This is a genomic window from Sphingobacterium sp. PCS056, from assembly GCF_023273895.1.
Taxonomy (GTDB): Bacteria; Bacteroidota; Bacteroidia; order Sphingobacteriales; family Sphingobacteriaceae; genus Sphingobacterium.
In genome coordinates this window covers 1187559-1209365 of the sequence record NZ_CP096883.1, presented here as the reverse complement: position 1 = coordinate 1209365, position 21807 = coordinate 1187559, and the positions used below count along the sequence as shown (strand labels likewise).

14 protein-coding genes, 2 tRNA genes and 4 rRNA genes are annotated in these 21807 nt (G+C 39.1%); 6 read left to right on the top strand and 14 right to left on the bottom strand.

The window, feature by feature from the left end:
* Position 1 precedes the first annotated feature (1 nt).
* A complete protein-coding gene (locus tag MUB18_RS05165) occupies positions 2 to 1231 on the top strand; it encodes an ABC transporter permease (RefSeq protein ID WP_411028111.1) in 1230 nt (409 codons plus the stop codon).
* Here MUB18_RS05165 and MUB18_RS05160 read toward each other — a convergent pair.
* Positions 1228 to 1875: a hypothetical protein gene (locus MUB18_RS05160; RefSeq protein ID WP_045754026.1), complete on the bottom strand. Its 648-nt coding sequence runs from the start codon at positions 1873 to 1875 to the stop codon at positions 1228 to 1230. The two genes, MUB18_RS05165 and MUB18_RS05160, sit on opposite strands and share 4 nt — an antisense overlap.
* Positions 1876 to 1937: 62 nt before the next feature.
* Complete coding sequence (locus tag MUB18_RS05155) at positions 1938 to 2219, bottom strand: NifU family protein (RefSeq protein ID WP_045754027.1); 282 nt, start codon at positions 2217 to 2219, stop codon at positions 1938 to 1940.
* A 227-nt stretch (positions 2220 to 2446) separates the two neighbouring features.
* Here MUB18_RS05155 and MUB18_RS05150 point away from each other — a divergent pair, with 227 nt between their 5' ends.
* From MUB18_RS05150 to MUB18_RS05135, 4 genes are all read left to right on the top strand, one after another.
* A complete protein-coding gene (locus MUB18_RS05150) occupies positions 2447 to 3388 on the top strand; it encodes an outer membrane protein assembly factor BamD (RefSeq protein WP_045754028.1) in 942 nt (313 codons plus the stop codon).
* Complete coding sequence (locus MUB18_RS05145) at positions 3372 to 3701, top strand: DNA-directed RNA polymerase subunit omega (RefSeq protein WP_045754029.1); 330 nt, start codon at positions 3372 to 3374, stop codon at positions 3699 to 3701. The genes MUB18_RS05150 and MUB18_RS05145 overlap by 17 nt, the downstream gene beginning before the upstream one ends.
* 20 nt (positions 3702 to 3721) lie before the next feature.
* Positions 3722 to 4933, top strand: a complete 1212-nt coding sequence (gene coaBC / locus MUB18_RS05140; RefSeq protein WP_248755158.1) for a bifunctional phosphopantothenoylcysteine decarboxylase/phosphopantothenate--cysteine ligase CoaBC — start codon at positions 3722 to 3724, stop codon at positions 4931 to 4933.
* A 218-nt stretch (positions 4934 to 5151) separates the two neighbouring features.
* Positions 5152 to 5541, top strand: coding sequence for an SRPBCC domain-containing protein (locus MUB18_RS05135; RefSeq protein WP_045754030.1), 390 nt, complete (start codon positions 5152 to 5154; stop codon positions 5539 to 5541).
* 35 nt (positions 5542 to 5576) lie between these two features.
* Here the strand turns inward: MUB18_RS05135 and MUB18_RS05130 are convergent, their stop codons facing one another.
* The 9 genes from MUB18_RS05130 to MUB18_RS05090 form a co-directional block, all read right to left on the bottom strand.
* Entirely contained in the window at positions 5577 to 6881 is a 1305-nt protein-coding gene (locus tag MUB18_RS05130) for a TolC family protein (protein ID WP_248755157.1), read from the bottom strand.
* Position 6882: 1 nt separating this feature from the next.
* Positions 6883 to 9960 carry an efflux RND transporter permease subunit gene (locus tag MUB18_RS05125; protein WP_248755156.1) on the bottom strand — a complete coding sequence of 1026 codons (3078 nt, stop codon included), beginning with the start codon at positions 9958 to 9960 and terminating at the stop codon, positions 6883 to 6885.
* A gap of 10 nt (positions 9961 to 9970) precedes the next feature.
* On the bottom strand, positions 9971 to 11029 hold the full coding sequence (locus MUB18_RS05120; protein ID WP_248755155.1) for an efflux RND transporter periplasmic adaptor subunit: 1059 nt from the start codon (positions 11027 to 11029) through the stop codon (positions 9971 to 9973).
* Between the two features lie 210 nt (positions 11030 to 11239).
* Positions 11240 to 11351: ribosomal RNA gene (gene rrf, locus MUB18_RS05115) — 5S ribosomal RNA — on the bottom strand.
* 80 nt (positions 11352 to 11431) lie between these two features.
* Positions 11432 to 11543, bottom strand: a 5S ribosomal RNA gene (rrf, locus tag MUB18_RS05110).
* A 110-nt stretch (positions 11544 to 11653) separates the two neighbouring features.
* A 23S ribosomal RNA gene (locus MUB18_RS05105) occupies positions 11654 to 14542 on the bottom strand.
* 226 nt (positions 14543 to 14768) lie between these two features.
* A tRNA-Ala gene (locus tag MUB18_RS05100) sits at positions 14769 to 14842 on the bottom strand.
* 9 nt (positions 14843 to 14851) lie between these two features.
* A tRNA-Ile gene (locus tag MUB18_RS05095) sits at positions 14852 to 14928 on the bottom strand.
* Positions 14929 to 15057: 129 nt separating this feature from the next.
* A 16S ribosomal RNA gene (locus MUB18_RS05090) occupies positions 15058 to 16587 on the bottom strand.
* Together the 16S, 23S and 5S rRNA genes with 2 tRNA genes alongside form the textbook arrangement of a ribosomal RNA operon.
* Positions 16588 to 17208: 621 nt before the next feature.
* Between MUB18_RS05090 and MUB18_RS05085 the strand changes: the two genes are divergently transcribed.
* Complete coding sequence (locus MUB18_RS05085; protein WP_248755154.1) at positions 17209 to 18234, top strand: LacI family DNA-binding transcriptional regulator; 1026 nt, start codon at positions 17209 to 17211, stop codon at positions 18232 to 18234.
* A 20-nt stretch (positions 18235 to 18254) separates the two neighbouring features.
* Here MUB18_RS05085 and uxaC read toward each other — a convergent pair whose 3' ends face one another.
* The 3 genes from uxaC to MUB18_RS05070 are packed head-to-tail and all read right to left on the bottom strand — an operon-like array spanning position 18255 to position 21666.
* Positions 18255 to 19664 (bottom strand): glucuronate isomerase, encoded by a 1410-nt coding sequence (gene uxaC, locus MUB18_RS05080; RefSeq protein ID WP_248755153.1) that lies wholly within the window; start codon positions 19662 to 19664, stop codon positions 18255 to 18257.
* A gap of 10 nt (positions 19665 to 19674) precedes the next feature.
* The gene (gene uxuA / locus MUB18_RS05075) at positions 19675 to 20835 is read right to left on the bottom strand and encodes a mannonate dehydratase (RefSeq protein WP_248755152.1); all 1161 of its coding nucleotides are present in this window, start codon (positions 20833 to 20835) and stop codon (positions 19675 to 19677) included.
* A 9-nt stretch (positions 20836 to 20844) separates the two neighbouring features.
* Positions 20845 to 21666, bottom strand: a complete 822-nt coding sequence (locus tag MUB18_RS05070; RefSeq protein WP_045752114.1) for an SDR family oxidoreductase — start codon at positions 21664 to 21666, stop codon at positions 20845 to 20847.
* Between the last annotated feature and the right edge of the window lie 141 nt (positions 21667 to 21807).

Below are 21807 nucleotides of genomic sequence, written 5' to 3'. Positions count from 1 at the left end.
AATGAATTTACCTTATCTATTTGCAAAGCGATATTTGTTTTCAAAAAAATCAGTCAATGCAATAAACATTATTTCAGGTATCAGTATCGTAGGAGTTTTAGTAAGTAGTGCAGCTTTAATAATCCTTTTATCATCATTCAATGGCATGGAAAATTTAATATTATCCATGTCTAGCCAATTTGCCCCAGAAATAAAAATAGAACCAAGACAAGGTAAATTATTCGACCCCAATCATCCCGGTATTCAGGCACTAAAAAAAGATACAAACGTAATCAATTATACGGAAGTACTACAAGAAAAGGTATTGCTCCAGTATGAAAATCGACAATATATTGGCACGATAAAAGGTATAGAAGGCAATTCGATCGACCATCAGGCCAAGGATAGCTTGATCAGTAATGGAGATTACAACCTGATGCAAGATAGTACTCCTTATGCTGTAATTGGAGCAGGGGTACAAGCAAACTTAGGTGTTTCAATACACACAGGCCTAAGTCGAATCGACATATATTCACCACGGAAAGGTATCAAAAATAGCGCAAATCCTGCGGACGAATTTAATATAAGATCCATTCAACCAACCGGAATATTTAAAAATCAACAAGATTTTGATAATTTAGTAGTCACGCCGATCTCTTTTGCCCAAGAAGTCTTAGGCGAATTTAATCGTATTTCTGCGATTGAATTTTATGTGAAAGACAAAACAAACTTGGAAACATTCAAAGATAATCTCCAAACACAACTCGGTGATGATTTTATTGTGAAAAATAGAGAGGAACAAAATCCAACTCTTTATAAAAATGTACGAGTAGAACGTTGGGCAGTTTTTTTTATACTCACATTAATTAGCATCATTGCACTATTTAATATTGTAGGATCATTAACCATGCTCGTACTTGACAAAAAAGAAGACATGACTATTTTAAAGAACATAGGTGCAGACAATTCTATGATTCAGAAAATATTTTTTTATGAAGGATTAATGATTTCTTTAATCGGTTGCGTAACCGGATTAGTAATTGGCTATATATTCTGCTTTTTACAGATCCATTATGGCATAATAAAAGTAGAAGAAGGAGCCAATATGTTAATCGACAGCTACCCTATTGCATTGCGTTTAAGCGATTTTATTATTGTATTCTTTACCATTACCGGCATAGCAGGACTGATTGCCTATTTTTCATCTAAAATAAGTGTATCGGAATTAAATAAATTGGAAGCGACAGATTAAAAATTTGAGCTTTTACTACCTTTTTTTCCTTTAGAAATCTGTTGAATCAAGCTTCCCCATGCAAAAGGATTTAATAATGGATTGGCGTATCGTTGATTGATAACCTTATTAGTCATTCCACGATGATTTTCATTCACATTATAGCTGTGCATTTCATCAGCAGTTCTCGGCATCATAGCAGCCATCGCATCAATTGATTCTTTAGACATATTTCGTTTGGCACGAATCACGTTATCCGAATTGACTTCCAAATTCATAAATGCGATATTAAATTCTTCAATACTAGCCCAAGGATAAGGAGTCACCATTGGCAATTCAATAATGAGATTAGTCATCACGATAGCAGTAGAGAGTCGATCGCCCTCTACATTAGGAATAACATATTGATAGGTTTCATAACCTACTGAAGTAAAACGGATCGTATCCCCCACATGCGCCACAAAAGAGAAAAAGCCTTCATTATTAGCCATGTAGGTTTCATTCCGAAAGCTTTCATTCGTAATTGTCGTATACCCTACAGGAAGGCCCGAGCTCACTGTTTGTACAATACCACTAAACTGCAATATTTTACGTTCTTGGGAATAAGAAACATATCCCAGAAAAATAAAAAATGTAACAAGAATAAAGTGATAGTTGAATTTCATAGCACAAATCTAAGATTTAAACAGTAATACTGTTGTTAAATTGTGTTAATTAAAGCCGTCAATTATAAGGCTTTAGGCGTTGGTAAGGTAGCATTAGGATCATTGATGTCGGTAATATTGATCGCCTCTACCGCTGTAATTTCAGGAACAGCTTTCTTAATCGCTTGCTCTAAGCCCGCTTTAAAAGTCATAATACTCATCGAGCATGAAGCACATGCGCCCAATAATTTTAGACGAACAACATTATCTGCTGTGATTTCTTCCACACTAACATCGCCACCATCAGTTTCCAAATAAGGTCTAATCGTATCCAATGCCTGCTCAACTCTTTCTTTTAATGTCATACTTTAACAATTTGAATGTAAATATAATCAAAATTTACCAAAATGAAATGATGACAAATCGATTCATATCGTTTTTAAACATGAAAATGACAATAATAATTGCGCTTTAGCTAGAGGTTAAAAAAAGTTAATATGAAAGTATTTCGTTGTTTAGCATTCATTAATGCACTATATTGCAACATAAAAATTTAATTGATTAGTATTACAAATTCACTTATCTTTGTAAAATGTTTTTAAATAGGCGTATAGCGGCTTTATGTGCCGGAATTTTGTTATTGGTATCATTCAGTAGCTGTAAGAGTAAATTTGAGAAGTTGCGCGCAAGCAATAACATCGCTCAGAAATACGAAGAGGCAGTCAAATTATACGAAAATAAGAAATATAGCAAAGCTTTAATATTGTTTGAAGATTTGAGAAGTAAATTTAGAGGACAAGCAGAAGCAGAGAATCTCTATTATTTCACAGCTTTTGCAAACTACAGACTGAAAGACTACACATCAGCACGCTATCATTTCAAAGACTTCGCAGATGTTTATCCGAATAGTCCAAGAGCTGAAGAATGCCGTTTTATGTCTGCTTATTGTTATTACCTCGATTCTCCTAGATCTAGTTTAGATCAAGAAAATACAAGAAAAGCAATTGATGCATTACAATTATTTGTCAACTTGTATCCAGAGTCAGATAGAGCAAAAGAAGCTGGTGATTTAATTCAAAAGCTTCGTGATAAATTGGAATTTAAAGCCTTTTCAAATGCTAAGCTTCTCTATGACATGGGATTAAATGATGATTATAGAGCTGCAGTAATCGCATTACAAAATGTATTGAAAGAATATCCAGATACTAAATATGCGGAAGAAATTGAGTACCTTACGCTAAAGTCTCAGTATAATTTTGCCAATCAAAGTACACCTTTTAAACAGGCAGATCGCTATGCTGAAGTGATTGATTATTATCGTTCATTGGCAATGGCATTTCCAAATAGTAAATATTTGAAAGAAGCAGAATCCATTCGCGATAATGCTGAAAAGAAAATGAAAGCTGCTACAGCCTATATGGCAACAGTAAATAAAGCAATCGCAGAGCAAGAGAAAGAAAGAAAAGCCGCGAGAGAAAAAAAAGATAATAAAGATAATAAAGATAATACCCAAAACAATGAGTCAAAAAAATAACAGCACTGTAGCAACTTCAACTGTAACACGTGATTTAAGACAATTAGACATCGTTACTGACAATATTTATGAGTCAATCGTAGTGATCAGCAAACGTGCTAATCAAATTTCGGTTGACATCAAAGAAGAATTGAATGGCAAACTTGCAGAATTTGCTACTAACAATGATAACTTAGAAGAGGTATTCGAAAACCGTGAGCAAATTGAAATCTCAAAACACTATGAGCGTATGCCAAAAGCTACTCTTATTGCAATTGACGAATTCTTACACGATAAGATTTATTTCAGAAATCCTGCAAAAGAGCAAGAATAACTTGCCTTATCTAAATGGATATGAGCTTAGCTGATAAAAATATTGTAATTGCTGTATGCGGCAGTATTGCCGCATACAAAATTGCACATCTGACAAGATTATTAGTCAAAGAAAAAGCAAATGTTCAAATCATAATGACAAAAGAGGCGGCAGAATTTATCACCCCGCTCACATTGTCAACACTTTCAAATAACCCCGTTTTAATCGATTATTTCGACCCTAAAACTGGGGAATGGAATAATCATGTCCATATCGGACTAAAAGCTGACCTTATACTTGTAGCTCCTGCCACAGCTAATACCATTGGAAAATTAGCAAATGGTATCTGCAACAGCTTATTAACGGCAGTCTATTTATCAGCTAAATGTCCTGTTTTTATTGCTCCCGCAATGGACCTAGACATGTGGAAACATCCTTCGACTCAAAATAACATTCGACTACTTCAGTCTTATGGAAACACATTAATTCATCCTGGAAATGGAGAACTAGCGAGCGGGTTAATTGGAGAAGGAAGACTTGCCGAGCCCGAAGAAATACTTCATTTTATTACAAAAAACCTCTCCATTGATTTACCTTTAATCGGCAGACAGGCTTTAGTAACTGCTGGACCAACCCATGAGGCGATCGACCCTGTCAGATTCATCGGAAATCATTCCAGTGGCAAGATGGGATATGCATTAGCAAAACAACTTTCAGAATTGGGAGCACATGTAACCTTAATTAGTGGTCCAACTGCTTTGAAGACACCAAAGAATGTGCATCGCATATTAATTACCTCTGCTCAAGAAATGCTTGAAGCTGTTGAGCAATATTTCATTCAGTCCGATATAATTGTTATGAGCGCAGCAGTTGCTGACTACACTCCCATTGAAGTCGCAACTCAAAAAATTAAAAAGAAAGAAGATCAATTTTCTATATCACTCAAAAAAACAACGGATATTTTAGCAACTGTTGGAAAAAGAAAGACGGAAAAGCAACTTTTAATCGGTTTTGCACTTGAAACTGATCATGAAGTTGAAAATGCAAAAAGCAAATTAATCCGTAAAAATTTAGATCTGATCGTTCTCAATTCCATGCAAGATAAAGGCGCTGGTTTTGCCACAGATACAAATAAAGTAACAGTGATCGATCGCTCTGAACATATTCAGGAATATACCTTAAAATCAAAAGAAGAAGTGGCAAAAGATATTTGTCAACTTATCGTACATCATCCCATTTTAAGTTCAAATTAGTCCTATCCTCCATTGCTCCATTGGGATTATAGCTAGTAAATAGTTCTCGTAGCAGCTCCTTAACAGTGATTATTGCTGATATACGATCCATAATAGACTCTACAAAAAACTTGTCTTACTCGATCAGGCTCCCATTTTGTTTTTTCATTTCTCTATCAGTACAGAAAAGATTAAAATAGATTGATACTCTCAATTATAATAAATGTATTTTTGTTCATATGAAAGATTTCAAAAAATATTACATAATACCTGCAGAGCCCGAAGAGATCTACTTAGCTTTGACGACCGACATTACCATACGTCTTTGGACAGGAGACTTAGTAGAAATCAATCCAGTTGTCGGCGGCGAATTTTCGATGTGGGATGGTGCCATTACAGGAAAATTTATCGAATTAGACCCGAATAAGAAAATTGTTCAACAATGGTATTTTGGTGAGCAGGATTCCGAATCTATAGTGACGATCAAGCTACATGACCACAAGAAGGGAACTTCCATTGAAATTAACCATACTAACATACCAGAAGAAGACTATGCTGATATCGTAGATGGCTGGGACGATCCTTATATGAGTTCTCTCCTAGACTTCTATACCGAAGATGGACGCTAAGCAGCCTTTTAGGCTCTTAGTGCCCTTGTTAAATCTTACAAGTCTAAGTTGCCAACAAGTTCTTTTAGACCTATCTCAGAAAGCTTTGCTTGGTAATTAGCCTCCTTTAGCCTACTCACGGCATTGACATAGTTTTCCTGAGCGTCTCTAAATTCAACGGCGCTGATCGTACCTATCTTATATTTATCTAAAGTTATATTTAAATTTTGTTTAGCGATTTTCTCATTTCGCTCTTCCAATTTCGTTAAGCTTATATTGGTCATATAACTTTGATATGCTTTCAAAATAGTCGCATTGATAAGCTCTTTCGATCTTTCAATTTGTATAGAAGCTTTTTCTACCATTTGCTTAGCGACACGTTCACTCCTTCGTTGATTAAATCCATCAAAAATATTCAAAGATGCAGTTACACCATAAGTCAAACCTCTAGCGTTAGATTGAGAAACAAACCCTAAACTCGATTCTGATGAAGAAAAGTTATATCCTGAATTGAGTCTAACCACCGGTAGTCGTTTTGAACGGACATCCTTTTGTTCCAATTCGGCTAAGCGTTTATCCAATTTGATCAATTGAAGATCGATATTTTGATCGCTGGCTTCTTGTAATAAGGCATTGATTTGCAAATTTTCATTAAACTGAAATTGATATTCAACATCAAAATCTATTGTTAAATCCCTTGCCATTAATCGGTTTAACTCCGTTTTCAAATTAGCAATTGTTTCCAGTTTTTTTAACCTCAAGGATTGATCTTCATTTAAGTTTACCTGAACATTCAAGACTTCCAGTTTTGAAGCCTTTCCAATTTGAAAACGGTTTTCAGCTGTTTTTAAACGATCGTTAGAAATGGCGATAGAAGAATCTATCGTATGCAATAAATTCTCTTCTAAAACGATCGTATAATACATGTTTAACACATCACCCACCGTTGTTAAAATAACAGATTTCAACTCCAGATCACTCCTTGATTTCAATTGATTTAATTTTTCATATCGCGCAAACATTCCAAATCCATCAAAAATGGTCCAGCCTAGACTAACCCCATAATTCATGCTATTGTTCTTTGCATTTTCCAATTCTCTAACTTCACCTGTAATCTGTGTTTGTTTAGAATTTTGGCTACTATTATTTTGAGTAAAATTTGCTGTAAGGTTGGGTAAGATCCCTGCATTTCCATATGTCGCATTTTCTTTCGCTATGATTACATCCTTTTTTGTAAGCAATATATCGAAATTATTTTCCATAGCGATAGTTACTGCCTCTTGAGCAGTCAGTACATCTTGCGAAAAAGCAGTGCTCATTGGGATCAACAACAGGGCTAATAAATAATAAATCTTATTCATATTAATCTTCAATATTCGACAGTTCAGGATTATGCTTCTTTATTCTAGACCACATTAAATAGATCGCAGGAATAACAAATAAAGTCAATACAAGCGAAAACAATGTTCCTCCTACGATCACAACTCCCATTCCTATACGACTTGTAGAAGCCGCACCAAGAGATAACGCGATCGGTAAGGCCCCAAGTGCAATTGCTAATGAAGTCATCAAGATCGGACGCAATCTTCCAGCAGAAGCCTCAATAATAGCCTCATATTTAGATTTACCTTCCTCACGTAACTGATTTGCAAATTCCACAATTAAAATACCATTTTTTGTTACCAATCCAATTAACATAATTGTTCCAATCTGACTAAAGATATTCCAAGATTGTCCAAATAACCACAGCGAAAATAGTGCGCCAGCAACAGCAAGCGGTACAGTAATAATAATAACAAAAGGATCTATAAAACTTTCAAATTGTGCAGCCAGAATTAAATATATCAATAAAAGGGCTAAACCAAAAGCAAACATAGTATTAGAGCCACTCTCCCTAAAATCTCTTGATTCACCACCTAAATCTGTTGTAAAAGTTTCATCTAGCACTTTCGATTTAATACGATCCATCGCTTCTATTCCCTCACCTAAACTCTTTCCTGGTGCTAAACCGGCAGAGACAGTAGCAGACATATAACGATTATTATGGTACAACTGCGGCGGACTGCTCTGCTCCTCAATCTTTACAATATTATCCAATTGAATTAACTCACCATCTTTATTCTTAACGAATATAGAAGCAAGATCCAATGGTGTACTTGTATCTTTTTTATCAAACTGACCTATCACTTGGTATTGTCGGCCATTCATCATAAAATAACCAAATCGCTGCCCTGAAAGAGACATCTGCAGCGTCTGTGCAACGTCCAAAATAGAAACACCTAAACTCAAGGCCTTTTCCCGATCTATATTCACATATACTTCGGGTTTATTAAATTTCAAATTAACATCAGTGATCGAAAAAGTAGGATCATCATTCACAGCATCCATAAATTCAGGAATCTTTTCTTCCAATTTTTGAAAATTTGGCGCCTGTATAATATATTGTACAGGTAGTCCACCTCTTCGATTTACTGAAATCGTTGGCTGTTCCATAATAGAGACCTTAGCTTCCGAAGAAGAACGCGTCAATCGAGATAAATCACGGGCAATTTCAGCTTGAGTTCTGCTTCGATCTTCTTGCTGCACTAAACCAAGGCGTATAATACCACTGTTAGCCGCAGCAGATCCAAATCCAGGAGAAGTAATAACCAAACTGACATCTTTTTCAGGAACCGAATCATTTACCAATGTCGTTAATTCAGTCATAAAACGATCCATATAATCGTATGATACACCTTCCGGAGCGGTAACACGCATAGTTAAGTAACTACGGTCATCATAAGGAGCTGTCTCTTTGGGTAATAAATTAAAGAATAAGTAGATAAGCGCAAAACAAGCTAATATGATGGGGTAACTTAACCATTGCTTTTTCAAGAATTTGACCAAAGAATTGGCATATCCATCCGTTAATGCAACAAAATAAGGTTCCGTTTTATCATAAAACTTAGTCTTTTTCTGTTCACCACCTTTCATCAGATAAGCATTTAACATCGGTGTCAATGTTAAGGAAACAAAAGCCGAAATAAGTACAGCTGCCCCTATAACTATCCCAAACTCTCGAAAGAGCCGTCCTACAAATCCTTCTAAAAAGACAACAGGTAAAAACACTGCTGCAAGTGTAATTGAAATGGATATCACAGCAAAGAAAATTTCATTAGATCCTTTTATTGCTGCTTGAATAGGAGACATCCCCTCTTCTACCTTTTTAAATATATTCTCTGTTACCACAATTCCATCATCTACCACTAGACCTGTTGCCAGTACAATCGCCAATAATGTTAATACATTGATGGAAAATCCACAAAGATACATCACAAAGAATGTTGCAATCAAAGATACTGGAATGTCAATTAGTGGTCGAAATGCAATAGACCAATTTCGAAAAAATAAGAAGATAATTAACACAACCAAAACAACAGAAATTAGTAATGTTTCGGCCACTTCCAGAACAGCACGTTTGACAAATAATGTATTATCAAGTGCTATTTTCATCACAATATCCTCAGGGAGATCCTTTTTCAATTGATCAAATTCTTTATAGAAATTCTTCGCAATTTCTAAATAATTCGTACCCGGCTGTGGAATGACCGCCATACTCAACATGGGCAGTCCCGAATCCGACATTTTCGTTTCAAAATTCTCAGCCTCCAGAGCAGCCTTTCCGACATCACTTAGCCGAATGATACTATTTCCTGTAGATTTTATGATGATATCATTAAACTCATCCTCTGAAGCTAAATTTCCGATAGTCTTTACTGTCAATTCCGTATTAGAGCCTGTCAATTTTCCTGAGGGTAGTTCAACATTTTGAAGGTTTAGAGCAGATCTCACATCCAATACGGTGACGCCATATGAATTTAATTTTACGGGATCCAACCATAATCGCATAGCGTATTTCTTTTGCCCCCATATCTGGACAGAACTGACACCTGGGATTGTTTGAAGCCTCTGTGAAATGGTATTCTCGGCATAATCCGATAATTCCAAAATATTCTTCTCAGAACTTTGAACAGTCATCGTAATGATGGGTTCCGAATCGGCATCAGCTTTCGATACCACAGGAGGAGCATCAATATCTTGAGGTAAGCTTCTCACTGCCTGAGAGACTTTGTCACGCACATCATTGGCCGCTTCCTCTAAATTCTTGCCTAAATTAAACTCAACTGTTATATTACTCGTACCTTGATTACTCGAAGACGAAATATTTCGAATACCATCAATAGAATTAATCGCTTTTTCTAAGGGTTCAGTTATCTGTGATTCGATAATATCAGCATTTGCTCCAGCATAGCTTGTTCTCACCGATATCTGAGCAGGATCGATGGATGGAAATTCACGAACACCCAGATAAGTATAACCAATGATACCAAATAAGATGAGCATCAAATTTAATACAATCGTTAAAACGGGACGCTTAATACTTGTTGTAGACAAACTCATAAAAAAACAACTAACGTAATGTAACCTTCACTTTAACATCGTTCTTAAGCGACATTACTCCTGTAGTCAAAACAGTGTCACCGTTCATTAAACCCGACAACACATTCACCTTATCCTTAGTTCTTCCTCCCGTCTCGACAATCACTTCTCTTGCTTTACCCTCTTTGACAACAAAAACTTTTTTACCATTCTGGATCGGTATCAAGGCTTCCGACGGAACCATTAATGCATCGTCAATACTTTCCAGTGGCAATATAACATTCACAAATACACCAGGTACAAATTTATTTTGTGTATTTTCCGCGATAGCTTTGATCAATAAAGTTCTAGTCGTTAAATCAACAGATGGATCTATTGCAAAAACTTTAGCCTCAAAAGTTTCCTTAGATTCCGGAATTTTAAAAGAAATTCGTTGACCTACAGACACTCTATTCACATACTTTTCTGGAATAGCAAAAGAAAGTTTAACACGGTCAGATTTGACCAGTTTTGCAATTGGAGATGTTGGTGTGATATATGCCCCTTTCGATACTGATCTTAGACCGATTGTACCAGAAAAAGGAGCACGAATATAGGTTTTAGATAACTGAGCTTCAATAAAAGCTATTTGAGACTTTGCTGTTCTATAATCAGCACTAGCGATATCATACTCTTCTTGGCTGATCGCCTCTTTCTCTAATAACAATTTTGCTCTTCTTTCATTTTCAGATGTCAATTGAGTCCTCGTTTTAGCCTGTTCCAGTTGCGCCAATAAATCAGCCGCTACAATCTTGACCAATACAGCCCCCTTATTGACGCGACTACCCTCAGAAAAATTCAATTGATCGATCAGACCCGAAACTTCCGAGCGAATCTCAACCTGTTCATCCGGTTCTATTGTTCCTGTAAGATTAAGGTTATCAGCAAATGATTCAGCAAAGATAACTGTACCATATACAGCCATATCACCGGTCTTTCCTTTTCCTGCATTAGGAGTAGCCTCCTTTTCCTTATTGGTCGCAATTCGTTGCCAAATCAAGTATCCAAATACAAGTACTAATAGCGCAATGACAATATATTTAATTTTCATAATCGAGTATAGCATGTCAAAATGCGTAAATGCATTTCAATATTCAAGTTTATAAAAATTAAACGACTAAAAAAGTAGATTTTCGTAATATTGTTATGATAATAACAGAATAAATATGATTATTATAAAAGATACGGTTTAGATTACCGTTCAGAAAAGTGTAATAAAACAAAAAACCACTAGCATTATGTGCTAGTGGTTTCGTATAAAAAAAGGCATCGACCTACTCTCCCACCTGTTACGGCAATACCATCGGCTCTGGCGGGCTTGACTGCTCTGTTCGGAATGGGAAGAGGTAGACACCGCCGATATAGACACCTAAAATATTTTGAATCAACAATGTTGATATAAACAAATCAGATTTAAAAGCAAATAGCCTTTCAACAAGGCTATTTGTATAAAAAAAGGCACCGACCTACTCTCCCACCTGTTACGGCAATACCATCGGCTCTGGCGGGCTTGACTGCTCTGTTCGGAATGGGAAGAGGTAGACACCGCCGATATAGGCACCTAAAATGTTTTTATTAGTCATAAGAATGAAATATACAATATCCCATCCAACATACTAATCTATAGACAATTGAAAGAAAAACTAAAAGAGGAAGACAACAGTGTCTGCGTTGCTTGAGAAAGCTTCGGGTGATTAGTATTGCTCAGCTATGATATCTCTACCTTTACACCTGCAACCTATCAACGTAGTAGTCTACTACGGCCCTATAAGGAAGTCTCATCTCGTGGCTAGTTTCGCACTTAGATGCTTTCAGCGCTTATCTATTCCCGACGTAGCTACCCAGCCGTACACCTGGCGGCATAACTGGTTTACCAGCGGTCAGTCCATCCCGGTCCTCTCGTACTAAGGACAGATCCACTCAAACTTCCAACGCCCACAACAGATAGGGACCGAACTGTCTCGCGACGTTCTGAACCCAGCTCGCGTGCCACTTTAATGGGCGAACAGCCCAACCCTTGGGACCTTCTCCAGCCCCAGGATGTGACGAGCCGACATCGAGGTGCCAAACCTCCCCGTCGATATGAGCTCTTGGGGGAGATCAGCCTGTTATCCCCAGCGTACCTTTTATCCTTTGAGCGATGGCCCTTCCATACAGAACCACCGGATCACTATGTCCGTCTTTCGACCCTGTTCGACTTGTTGGTCTCACAGTCAAGCAAGCTTATGCCATTGCACTCCGCGTACGGTTACCAAGCGTACTGAGCTTACCTTTGAAAGCCTCCGTTACCTTTTTGGAGGCGACCACCCCAGTCAAACTACCCACCAAACAATGTCCTCGGCATAACCGAGTTAGAAACCGAATACAGAAAGGGCGGTATTTCAAGGTTGATTCCATGACTCCTGGCGAAGCCACTTCAACATCTCCCGCCTATCCTACACATCCTGTACCCAATTCCAATGTTAAGCTATAGTGAAGGTGCATGGGGTCTTTCCGTCCCGTTGCGGGTAATCGGCGTCTTCACCGATACCACAATTTCACCGAGCTCATGGCTGAGACAGCGCCCAGATCGTTACACCATTCGTGCAGGTCGGAACTTACCCGACAAGGAATTTCGCTACCTTAGGACCGTTATAGTTACGGCCGCCGTTTACTGGGGCTTCGATTCAATGCTTCTCTTGCGATGACATCCCCTCTTAACCTTCCAGCACCGGGCAGGTGTCAGGCCTTATACTTCATCTTTCGATTTTGCAAAGCCATATGTTTTTGTTAAACAGTCGCCTGGGCCTTTTCACTGCGGCTTCTCCATTGCTGGAGGAAGCGCCCCTTCTCCCGAAGTTACAGGGCCATTTTGCCGAGTTCCTTAGCCATGATTCACTCGAGCACCTTAGGATTCTCTCCTCGACTACCTGTGTCGGTTTACGGTACGGGTTTTTATAACCTGAAGCTTAGCGGGTTTTCTTGGAAGTCTGTTTACCTGCTCTATCAGCGCCGCCGAAGCTTTGCTGTACTATTGGGTTTCAGCAGGGTCGGCGGATTTGCCTACCGTCCCTATACCTACGCCTTTTAACGAACTATTCCGTCAGTTCGCGGCAGTGTCACTACTCCGTCACCACATCGCAGTTATAAAAAGTACTGGAATATTAACCAGTTGTCCATCGGCTTACTCCCTTCGGATGCGCCTTAGGCCCCGACTAACCCTGATCCGATTAGCGTTGATCAGGAAACCTTAGTCTTTCGGTGGGCGGGTTTCTCACCCGCCTTATCGTTACTTATGCCTACATTTGCTTTTCTATCCACTCCACGGACCATTACCAGACCGCTTCGCCGTAAATAGAATGCTCCCCTACCAGACATACATATTTCAGTATGAATCCATAGCTTCGGTAATACACTTGATGCCCGTTTATTATCCACGCCCGATCGCTCGACTAGTGAGCTGTTACGCACTCTTTAAATGAATGGCTGCTTCCAAGCCAACATCCTAGCTGTCTAGGCAATCGGACCTCGTTAGTTCAACTTAGCGTATATTTAGGGACCTTAGCTGATGGTCTGGGTTCTTTCCCTCTCGGCCTTGGACCTTAGCACCCAAAGCCTCACTGCCGGCCATATCTTATAGCATTCGGAGTTCGTCTGGATTTGGTAGGATTTGACTCCCCCGCACCCAATCGGTAGCTCTACCTCTATAAGACTCCATGCCGACGCTGTTCCTAAAAACATTTCGGGGAGTACGAGCTATTTCCCAGTTTGATTAGCCTTTCACCCCTACCCTCAGGTCATCCGGAAACTTTTCAACGTTTATCGGTTCGGTCCTCCATTACATGTTACTGCAACTTCAACCTGCCCAAGGGTAGATCACAAGGTTTCGCGTCTACCTCATCTGACTATGCGCCCTATTAAGACTCGCTTTCGCTTCGGATACGTGGCTGAACCACTTAACCTTGCCAGACAAGAGTAACTCGTAGGCTCATTATGCAAAAGGCACGCCGTCACTGGACCTGCCAGCTCCGACCGCTTGTAAGCACACGGTTTCAGGTTCTTTTCACTCCTCTGTTCGAGGTTCTTTTCACCTTTCCCTCACGGTACTAGTTCACTATCGGTCTCTCAGGAGTATTTAGCCTTATCAGATGGTGCTGACAGATTCCCACAGGGCGTCTCCGACCCCGCGGTACTCAGGGTACTGCTAGGCTAGCATTCTATACGTGTACAGGGCTATCACCGTGTATCGCTGGGCTTCCCATCCCATTCCACTTCTGTTTGCTAATGCCACTTCGCAGCCCTACAACCCCAACCATGCCGTAACAAAGTTGGTTTGGGCTCTTTCCCGTTCGCTCGCCACTACTTGGGAAATCATTATTATTTTCTTCTCCTACGCCTACTTAGATGTTTCAGTTCAGCGCGTTCGCGTATTTTACAGCATACCTTCAGTATGCTAGGTTGCCCCATTCGGAAATCTTCGGATCAAACTCACATTTGCTAATCCCCGAAGCTTATCGCAGCTTATCACGTCCTTCATCGCCTCTGAGAGCCTAGGCATCCCCCGTGTGCCCTTATTTACTTTCTTCACCTCATAGCCCTTTTGCTACTATGGGTTGCTTTTTGATATATATAACCATGGTGCTACGCATTAATCCGTTCGGCCTTGACCGAGGGTCTTCATAATACATCAGACACACCACAGTATTGTCTCTACTGTTGTCTTCTCTTGTAATTTTTTTTCTTTCAATATGTCAAAGAACTCTTTGTATGCCTGTATATGAACGCAGTATCTTAGCGTCCGGGCAAACCTGTGGAGAATATCGGAGTCGAACCGATGACCCCCTGCGTGCAAGGCAGGTGCTCTAGCCAGCTGAGCTAATTCCCCGTGTATTTTTGGTAGTCCCGAGCAGATTTGAACTGCTGACCCCTACATTATCAGTGTAGTGCTCTAACCAACTGAGCTACGGGACTAGCTTATCTTTCTATCTCTCTGGACCATCCAATCAGGGATGGGCACATTTCTTCAAATGTTTTGTCTCTTGTTTGTTTCTTATATAAACCATGTGTGTACGTAACGAGCTTCAATCCTGAATGCTCTAGAAAGGAGGTATTCCAGCCGCACCTTCCGGTACGGCTACCTTGTTACGACTTAGCCCCAATTATCGGTTTTACCCTAACACGCTCCTTGCGGTTACATGCTTTAGGTACCCCCAACTTTCATGGCTTGACGGGCGGTGTGTACAAGGCCCGGGAACGTATTCACCGCGTCATTGCTGATACGCGATTACTAGCGAATCCAACTTCATGAGGTCGAGTTGCAGACCTCAATCCGAACTGTGAATGGCTTTTAGAGATTAGCACCATATTGCTATGTAGCTGCCCGCTGTACCATCCATTGTAGCACGTGTGTAGCCCCGGACGTAAGGGCCATGATGACTTGACGTCGTCCCCACCTTCCTCACAGCTTACGCTGGCAGTCTGTTTAGAGTCCCCACCTTAATGTGCTGGCAACTAAACATAGGGGTTGCGCTCGTTGCGGGACTTAACCCAACACCTCACGGCACGAGCTGACGACAGCCATGCAGCACCTAGTTTCGTGTCCCGAAGGACTGATCCGTCTCTGGATCATTCACTAACTTTCAAGCCCGGGTAAGGTTCCTCGCGTATCATCGAATTAAACCACATGCTCCTCCGCTTGTGCGGGCCCCCGTCAATTCCTTTGAGTTTCAATCTTGCGACCGTACTCCCCAGGTGGATAACTTAACGCTTTCGCTTGGACGCTTACTGTGTATCGCAAACATCGAGTTATCATCGTTTAGGGCGTGGACTACCAGGGTATCTAATCCTGTTTGATCCCCACGCTTTCGTGCATCAGCGTCAATACTAACTTAGTGAGCTGCCTTCGCAATCGGAGTTCTAAGACATATCTATGCATTTCACCGCTACTTGTCTTATTCCGCCCACTTCAAATAGATTCAAGTCCTACAGTATCAAAGGCACTGCGACAGTTAAGCTGCCGTCTTTCACCACTGACTTATAGGACCGCCTACGCACCCTTTAAACCCAATAAATCCGGATAACGCTTGGATCCTCCGTATTACCGCGGCTGCTGGCACGGAGTTAGCCGATCCTTATTCTTCAGGTACATTCAGCTTCCCACACGTGGAAAGGTTTATTCCCTGACAAAAGCAGTTTACAACCCATAGGGCAGTCATCCTGCACGCGGCATGGCTGGTTCAGAGTTCCCTCCATTGACCAATATTCCTTACTGCTGCCTCCCGTAGGAGTCTGGTCCGTGTCTCAGTACCAGTGTGGGGGATTCTCCTCTCAGAGCCCCTAGACATCGTAGCCTTGGTGGGCCGTTACCCCTCCAACTAGCTAATGTCACGCGAGCCCATCCATATCCTATAAATATTTGATCATAATCCGATGCCGGTAAATGATGTTATGCGGTGTTAATCTCTCTTTCGAGAGGCTATCCCCCTGATATGGGTAGGTTGCTCACGCGTTACGCACCCGTGCGCCACTCTCATGAAATTAAAGCAAGCTTTAATTTCAATCCCGTCCGACTTGCATGTATTAGGCCTGCCGCTAGCGTTCATCCTGAGCCAGGATCAAACTCTCCATTGTAAAATGAAGTGTAAGATCAAGACTATTTATAATAAATAGAATTGTCTTGTATTTTATTTCTAATTCTAAAATTGAACAGGTTGATTTTTTTAACTTTCGTTGTTTCTCAACACTACTCGTTACGTTACATGATTATATTTTTAAAGAACTTTCTTCGCTCCCGCATCTCGCTTCGGCTTTATATGATGTCGGCATTGCGCCGGTATCGGTCTTGTTTGTTTTCCCTTCGTTTCCGTTGGGACTGCAAAGGTAGAAATCTTTTTGGTATCTCCAAAATAAATGTGAAAATTTATTTTTTTGTTTTCCTTAAGTTTCTGCGTTTAAACTAAATTAAACCCTTCTTTTTTCAGTGCTTCCCCTCTCGGATCAGCCGTTCCTCCCTTGCGGAGTGGTGCAAAGATAGGAACTTTTATCCTTCACTTCCTAATGTTTTCTGTCTTATTTGTTCATATTATCTTAACTTGCTGTAACATTGTGTGATTGATTTATCATTAAAGATATAATCAATAAAAAATGATTGATCCTAGCTAAAAAGAACCTCACCTATTGATACAATATTTAGGTTAATCTCAGATTTATAAATACCTTTATCTATACATAATAACCAAAATAGTAAGCACAATGGCCAAGACTACCCTCAAAGATATCTCTAAAGCACTCAATATTTCAATCTCCACGGTCTCCAAAGCATTATCCGATAGTTACGAAATAAGTGAAAAAACCAAAAAGATGGTTCAGGACTATGCTGCTGAGATGAATTTTAGCGTCAATAAAGTGGCTCAAAGTCTAAAAATTGGCAAAACCAATACCATTGGAGTTATTGTATGTGCTATAAACAACACCTTTATCGCTGAAATATTAGATGGGATTCAAAAGGCTTCAATAGAAACGGGCTATGATATCATCATTATGCAGAGTAGGGAAGATGTACTTGTGGAAAAATCTTGCATTGAAGTATTAAACTCCAGAGGTATCGACGGACTCTTAATCTCTCCTGTAAGCGAAACATCAAATATAAATCTATTAAAGGAATTGCAAGAGAATCAAAAACCTGTCGTTATCTTCGATAGGACCGTCAATCAATTAAAAACAGATAAAGTTGGAGTGAATAATTTTGATGGGGCATATCAAGCTACTAAACATCTATTAGAACAAGGCCGCACCAATATCCTTCATATTACTGGACATCAACTGGGGGTATCAAAAGATAGACTTAATGGATATAAAGAAGCATTACGAGAATTTGAAATTCCATTAAAACCTTATTATTTTATTGAATGCAATATCCAAGATACAGAAATACTGGACAAACAAATAAAAAGTGCGATTCAAAAAACTTTAAATGCTGAACATAAATTAAATGCCATATTTGGAGCTACCGATGTCATCACGACGCGAACACTAGGAATATTAGCAGAACTTAATATTAGAGTTCCTGAAGAAATAGCCGTAATTGGATTTTCCAATATTTCCATTCCAGACTCTTTAAACCCTGCATTAAGCAGAATTAAACAACCCGCTAGCGAAATCGGTCATACTGCCATGAAAAAACTAATATACCTAATCAAGCATCCGCACTATACTGATTTTGAAACAATCGAATTGGAAAATACAATAGAAATAAGAAGATCAAGCCTATTAGCTTGATCTTAAAACAAATTAGTACACTACTTTTTAAAATATTCAGCAGCATTATAATAAGAGATATCAGCAACAATTTTTCCGATCATATCAATATCATGAGGTAAGTAGCCTTTTAAAATATCTTCAGCAAAGATATTAGCGAGCAACCTTCTAAAATATTCATGTCTAGAATAAGACAAGAAACTTCTCGAATCTGTCAGCATACCTATAAAACAACTTATCAAGCCATAATTAGAAAGCGCATTGATTTGTTGCGTCATCCCATCCAGCTGATCTTGATACCACCAGCCTGAACCAAATTGAATTTTTCCTCTTATACCCTCTCCCTGAAAATTACCGATCATGGTACCAAATACAGCATTATCGGCAGGATTGATATTATAAATAATCGTCTTTGCCAACTGGTCTGTTGTATCGAGATCATTAAAAAAATCTGCCATTCGTTCCGCTTGCTTAAAGTCTCCAATCGAATCATATCCCGTATCAGCACCCAAAACAGCTAATTTTCCCCTATTTGTATCACGCAACGGTCCCAGGTGGAACTGCTGCGCCCATTGTTTATCATGATATTTTTTACACAATTCATTCAAAACATAAAAAGTAAAGCTATCTTCAAACTCCAAAGCCCTTGTATCATCTCCATGGAGTACATCGACAAACACAGCATTTACTTCTGTCAACTTAAAGCTACCCTTCTTTGGCAAGTATTTCAATCCATGATCGGAAGCTACACAGCCTAAAGCGTCAAAATAATTGATCCGCTGTTCTAGCGCTTCGAGCAAGGAATCGATGTGGTATATCTGGGTACCAGAACTGTCCGACAATTTTTGAAGATAGGATCGAAATTTATCTCCTTTTGATAATTGAAACACTTGATCCGGACGAAACGTCGGGACAACCTTTGTCTTAAAGTCATCGTTTGCATTTAATGTCTTATGAAAGATTAGATGATCAATGGGATCATCCGTTGTCCCCACCATTTCCACATTAAATCGAGTCAGCAAATTTTGTGTACTGAAGTTAGCACCTTTGAGCTGCTCTTTCGTTTGCGCATAAATATCCTTTGCATTAGACGGGTTTAACAATTCATGGATACCAAATGGATTATTAAGTTCCATATGCGTCCAATGATACAAAGGGTTTCTCACTGTTTGAGGAACTACTTCTGACCATTTTTGAAATTTCTCAAAATCTGAAGCTTGTCCAGTAATATATTTCTCCTCAATTCCCAAAGTTCGCATTGCTCGCCATTTATAATGATCGCCATATAACCAAATTTGGGTCAAATTTTCAAACTGGTGGTTACTGCATATTTGATCAGGAGGAAGATGATTATGGTAATCTATAATCGGAAGGTCTTTAGCATAATTATGATAGAGTTGTTGCGCGATATCCGATTGCAAAATAAAGTTATCATTAATAAAGTTCGACATGCTTCTCTTTTTATTCACCTAAAATCCCATATTCTAAACCTCGAAGCTCTGCAAGCCCTCTTAAGCGTCCTATAGCAGAATACCCTGGATTAGTTACTTTATTTAAATCATCTAACATTTGGTGACCATGATCAGGTCTAAACGGAATTGGTCGAATCCGTTTCTGATTTTCAGCAGCCAAAATCTGCATAATAGCATGCATATTGACATCTCCATCCAAATGATCTGCTTCATAGAAACTGCCCATACGATCCTTTTTCACATTTCTTAGGTGAGCGAAATAAACCCGGTCTTTAACCCTGTCCAATATCGATACGACATCATTTGACTGGCTTGCACCAAGAGATCCCGTGCAAAAACACACTCCATTAAAAGGCTTATTAACACCTGCCAAGATGGCCTCCAAGTCGGATTGATTACTCACAATTCGTGGAAGACCTAAAATTGCATATGGAGGATCATCAGGATGAATGGTCATTTTTATTCCGCTACTTTCACAAACTTCAGCGATTGACGACAAGAAATGTAATAAATTGCGCAATAAACCTTCTCGACCAATCTCACTATATATAGCAATGCTATTATTTAAATCTTCAAGTGTAAGATCTTTTTCTCCAGGAATTCCCATTAAAACAACTTGAGTTAATGCGTTTAAATCAGATGGCGAATACGAAGCAAATTTTCGTTCCACCTCGGCTAATATTTCATCCGAATAATCCCTTCTGGCATCCACACGCTTTAAAATATAAATATCAAATACGGCTAGATCTATCCAATCAAAATATAACGCTTTGGATCCATCCTTCATCAATAGATCTAATTGTGTCCTCGTCCAATCTAAAACCGGCATGAAATTGTAGGTTATAATTTGGATTCCACATTTCGCCAGGTTTTCCAGTGACTGAATGTAATTGCGCATGTAGTATGCAGCCTCTTGATTCGCAGTTTTTATTGCCTCATGAACAGGTAGACTCTCTACAACCGACCAGACTAATCCAGCCTCCTCAATCACACTTTTACGTTCTAAAATATCTGCTACTGGCCAAATCTCACCATGTGGAATATGATGTAATGCCGTTACAATACCTGTAGCACCAGCCTGTTTTATGTCGACTAAAGAAACGGGATCATTCGGCCCATACCATCTCCAAGTTTGTTCAAGTTTATTCATCTCTATTTATTAAACACCACACCATGAATTAAAACCACCATCAACAAAGATTGTTTCACCAGTCACTAAAGCCGAAGCATCACTTAAGAGGTAAACTAAAGTTCCTTTTAATTCATCTGGCTCCCCTAATCTTTGAAATGGCATTCCATTAATAAACTTTTGAGCACGATCAGAATACGCACCGTTTGAATCCATTAATAAATTTCGATTTTGCTCCGTTAAAAAGACACCAGGGGCGATCGCATTGACGCGCACTTTATCTCCATAACGCAAAGCCAGTTCAACGGACATCCATTTGGTATATCCATCGACACCATGTTTGGCAACGGTATAACCTAAAACTCTAGTTATTGGTCTACTGGCAGCCAAAGAAGAAATATTAATAATAGAACCTTTACCCGATTCTGCAATCACACGTCCAAAAATATGTGTCGGTATAATTGTACCATATAAATTAAGCTCAATTGCTTTTAATGTATCTTTAACATCATGATCAAAAAGATTTTGATCTGGTTGAATAGTTGCGCCTGGAATATTACCACCAGCGGCATTTACTAAACCGTTAATAGTACCCCATCTTGCCAATATTTCATCCTTGGCTCTTATCACATCCTCCTCATTTAACACATCCACTTGTATCGCCAAAGCTTCAGCACCTTTTGCTTCAATAGCTTCAACCCGCTCTTGCAGTTTTTCTGTATTGCGTCCAAGTACTGCAATCTTAGCACCCGCTTCAGCTAAAGCATCTACAAAAGCTTTCCCAAGTACACCAGTAGCACCTGTAACCACAACGACGTGATTCCTTAAAGAAAATGTATCCAATATCCCCATTTTATAATTGTTAGATTTAAAGTTACCAATTTTAGGAAATAATTAATTATGAAAGAAACTTCCTTAAAACTTTATTTACTAAAACGTTTTCGAAATTATGGGCATAAATCTTATATAAATACAATTATTTACACTACTTTA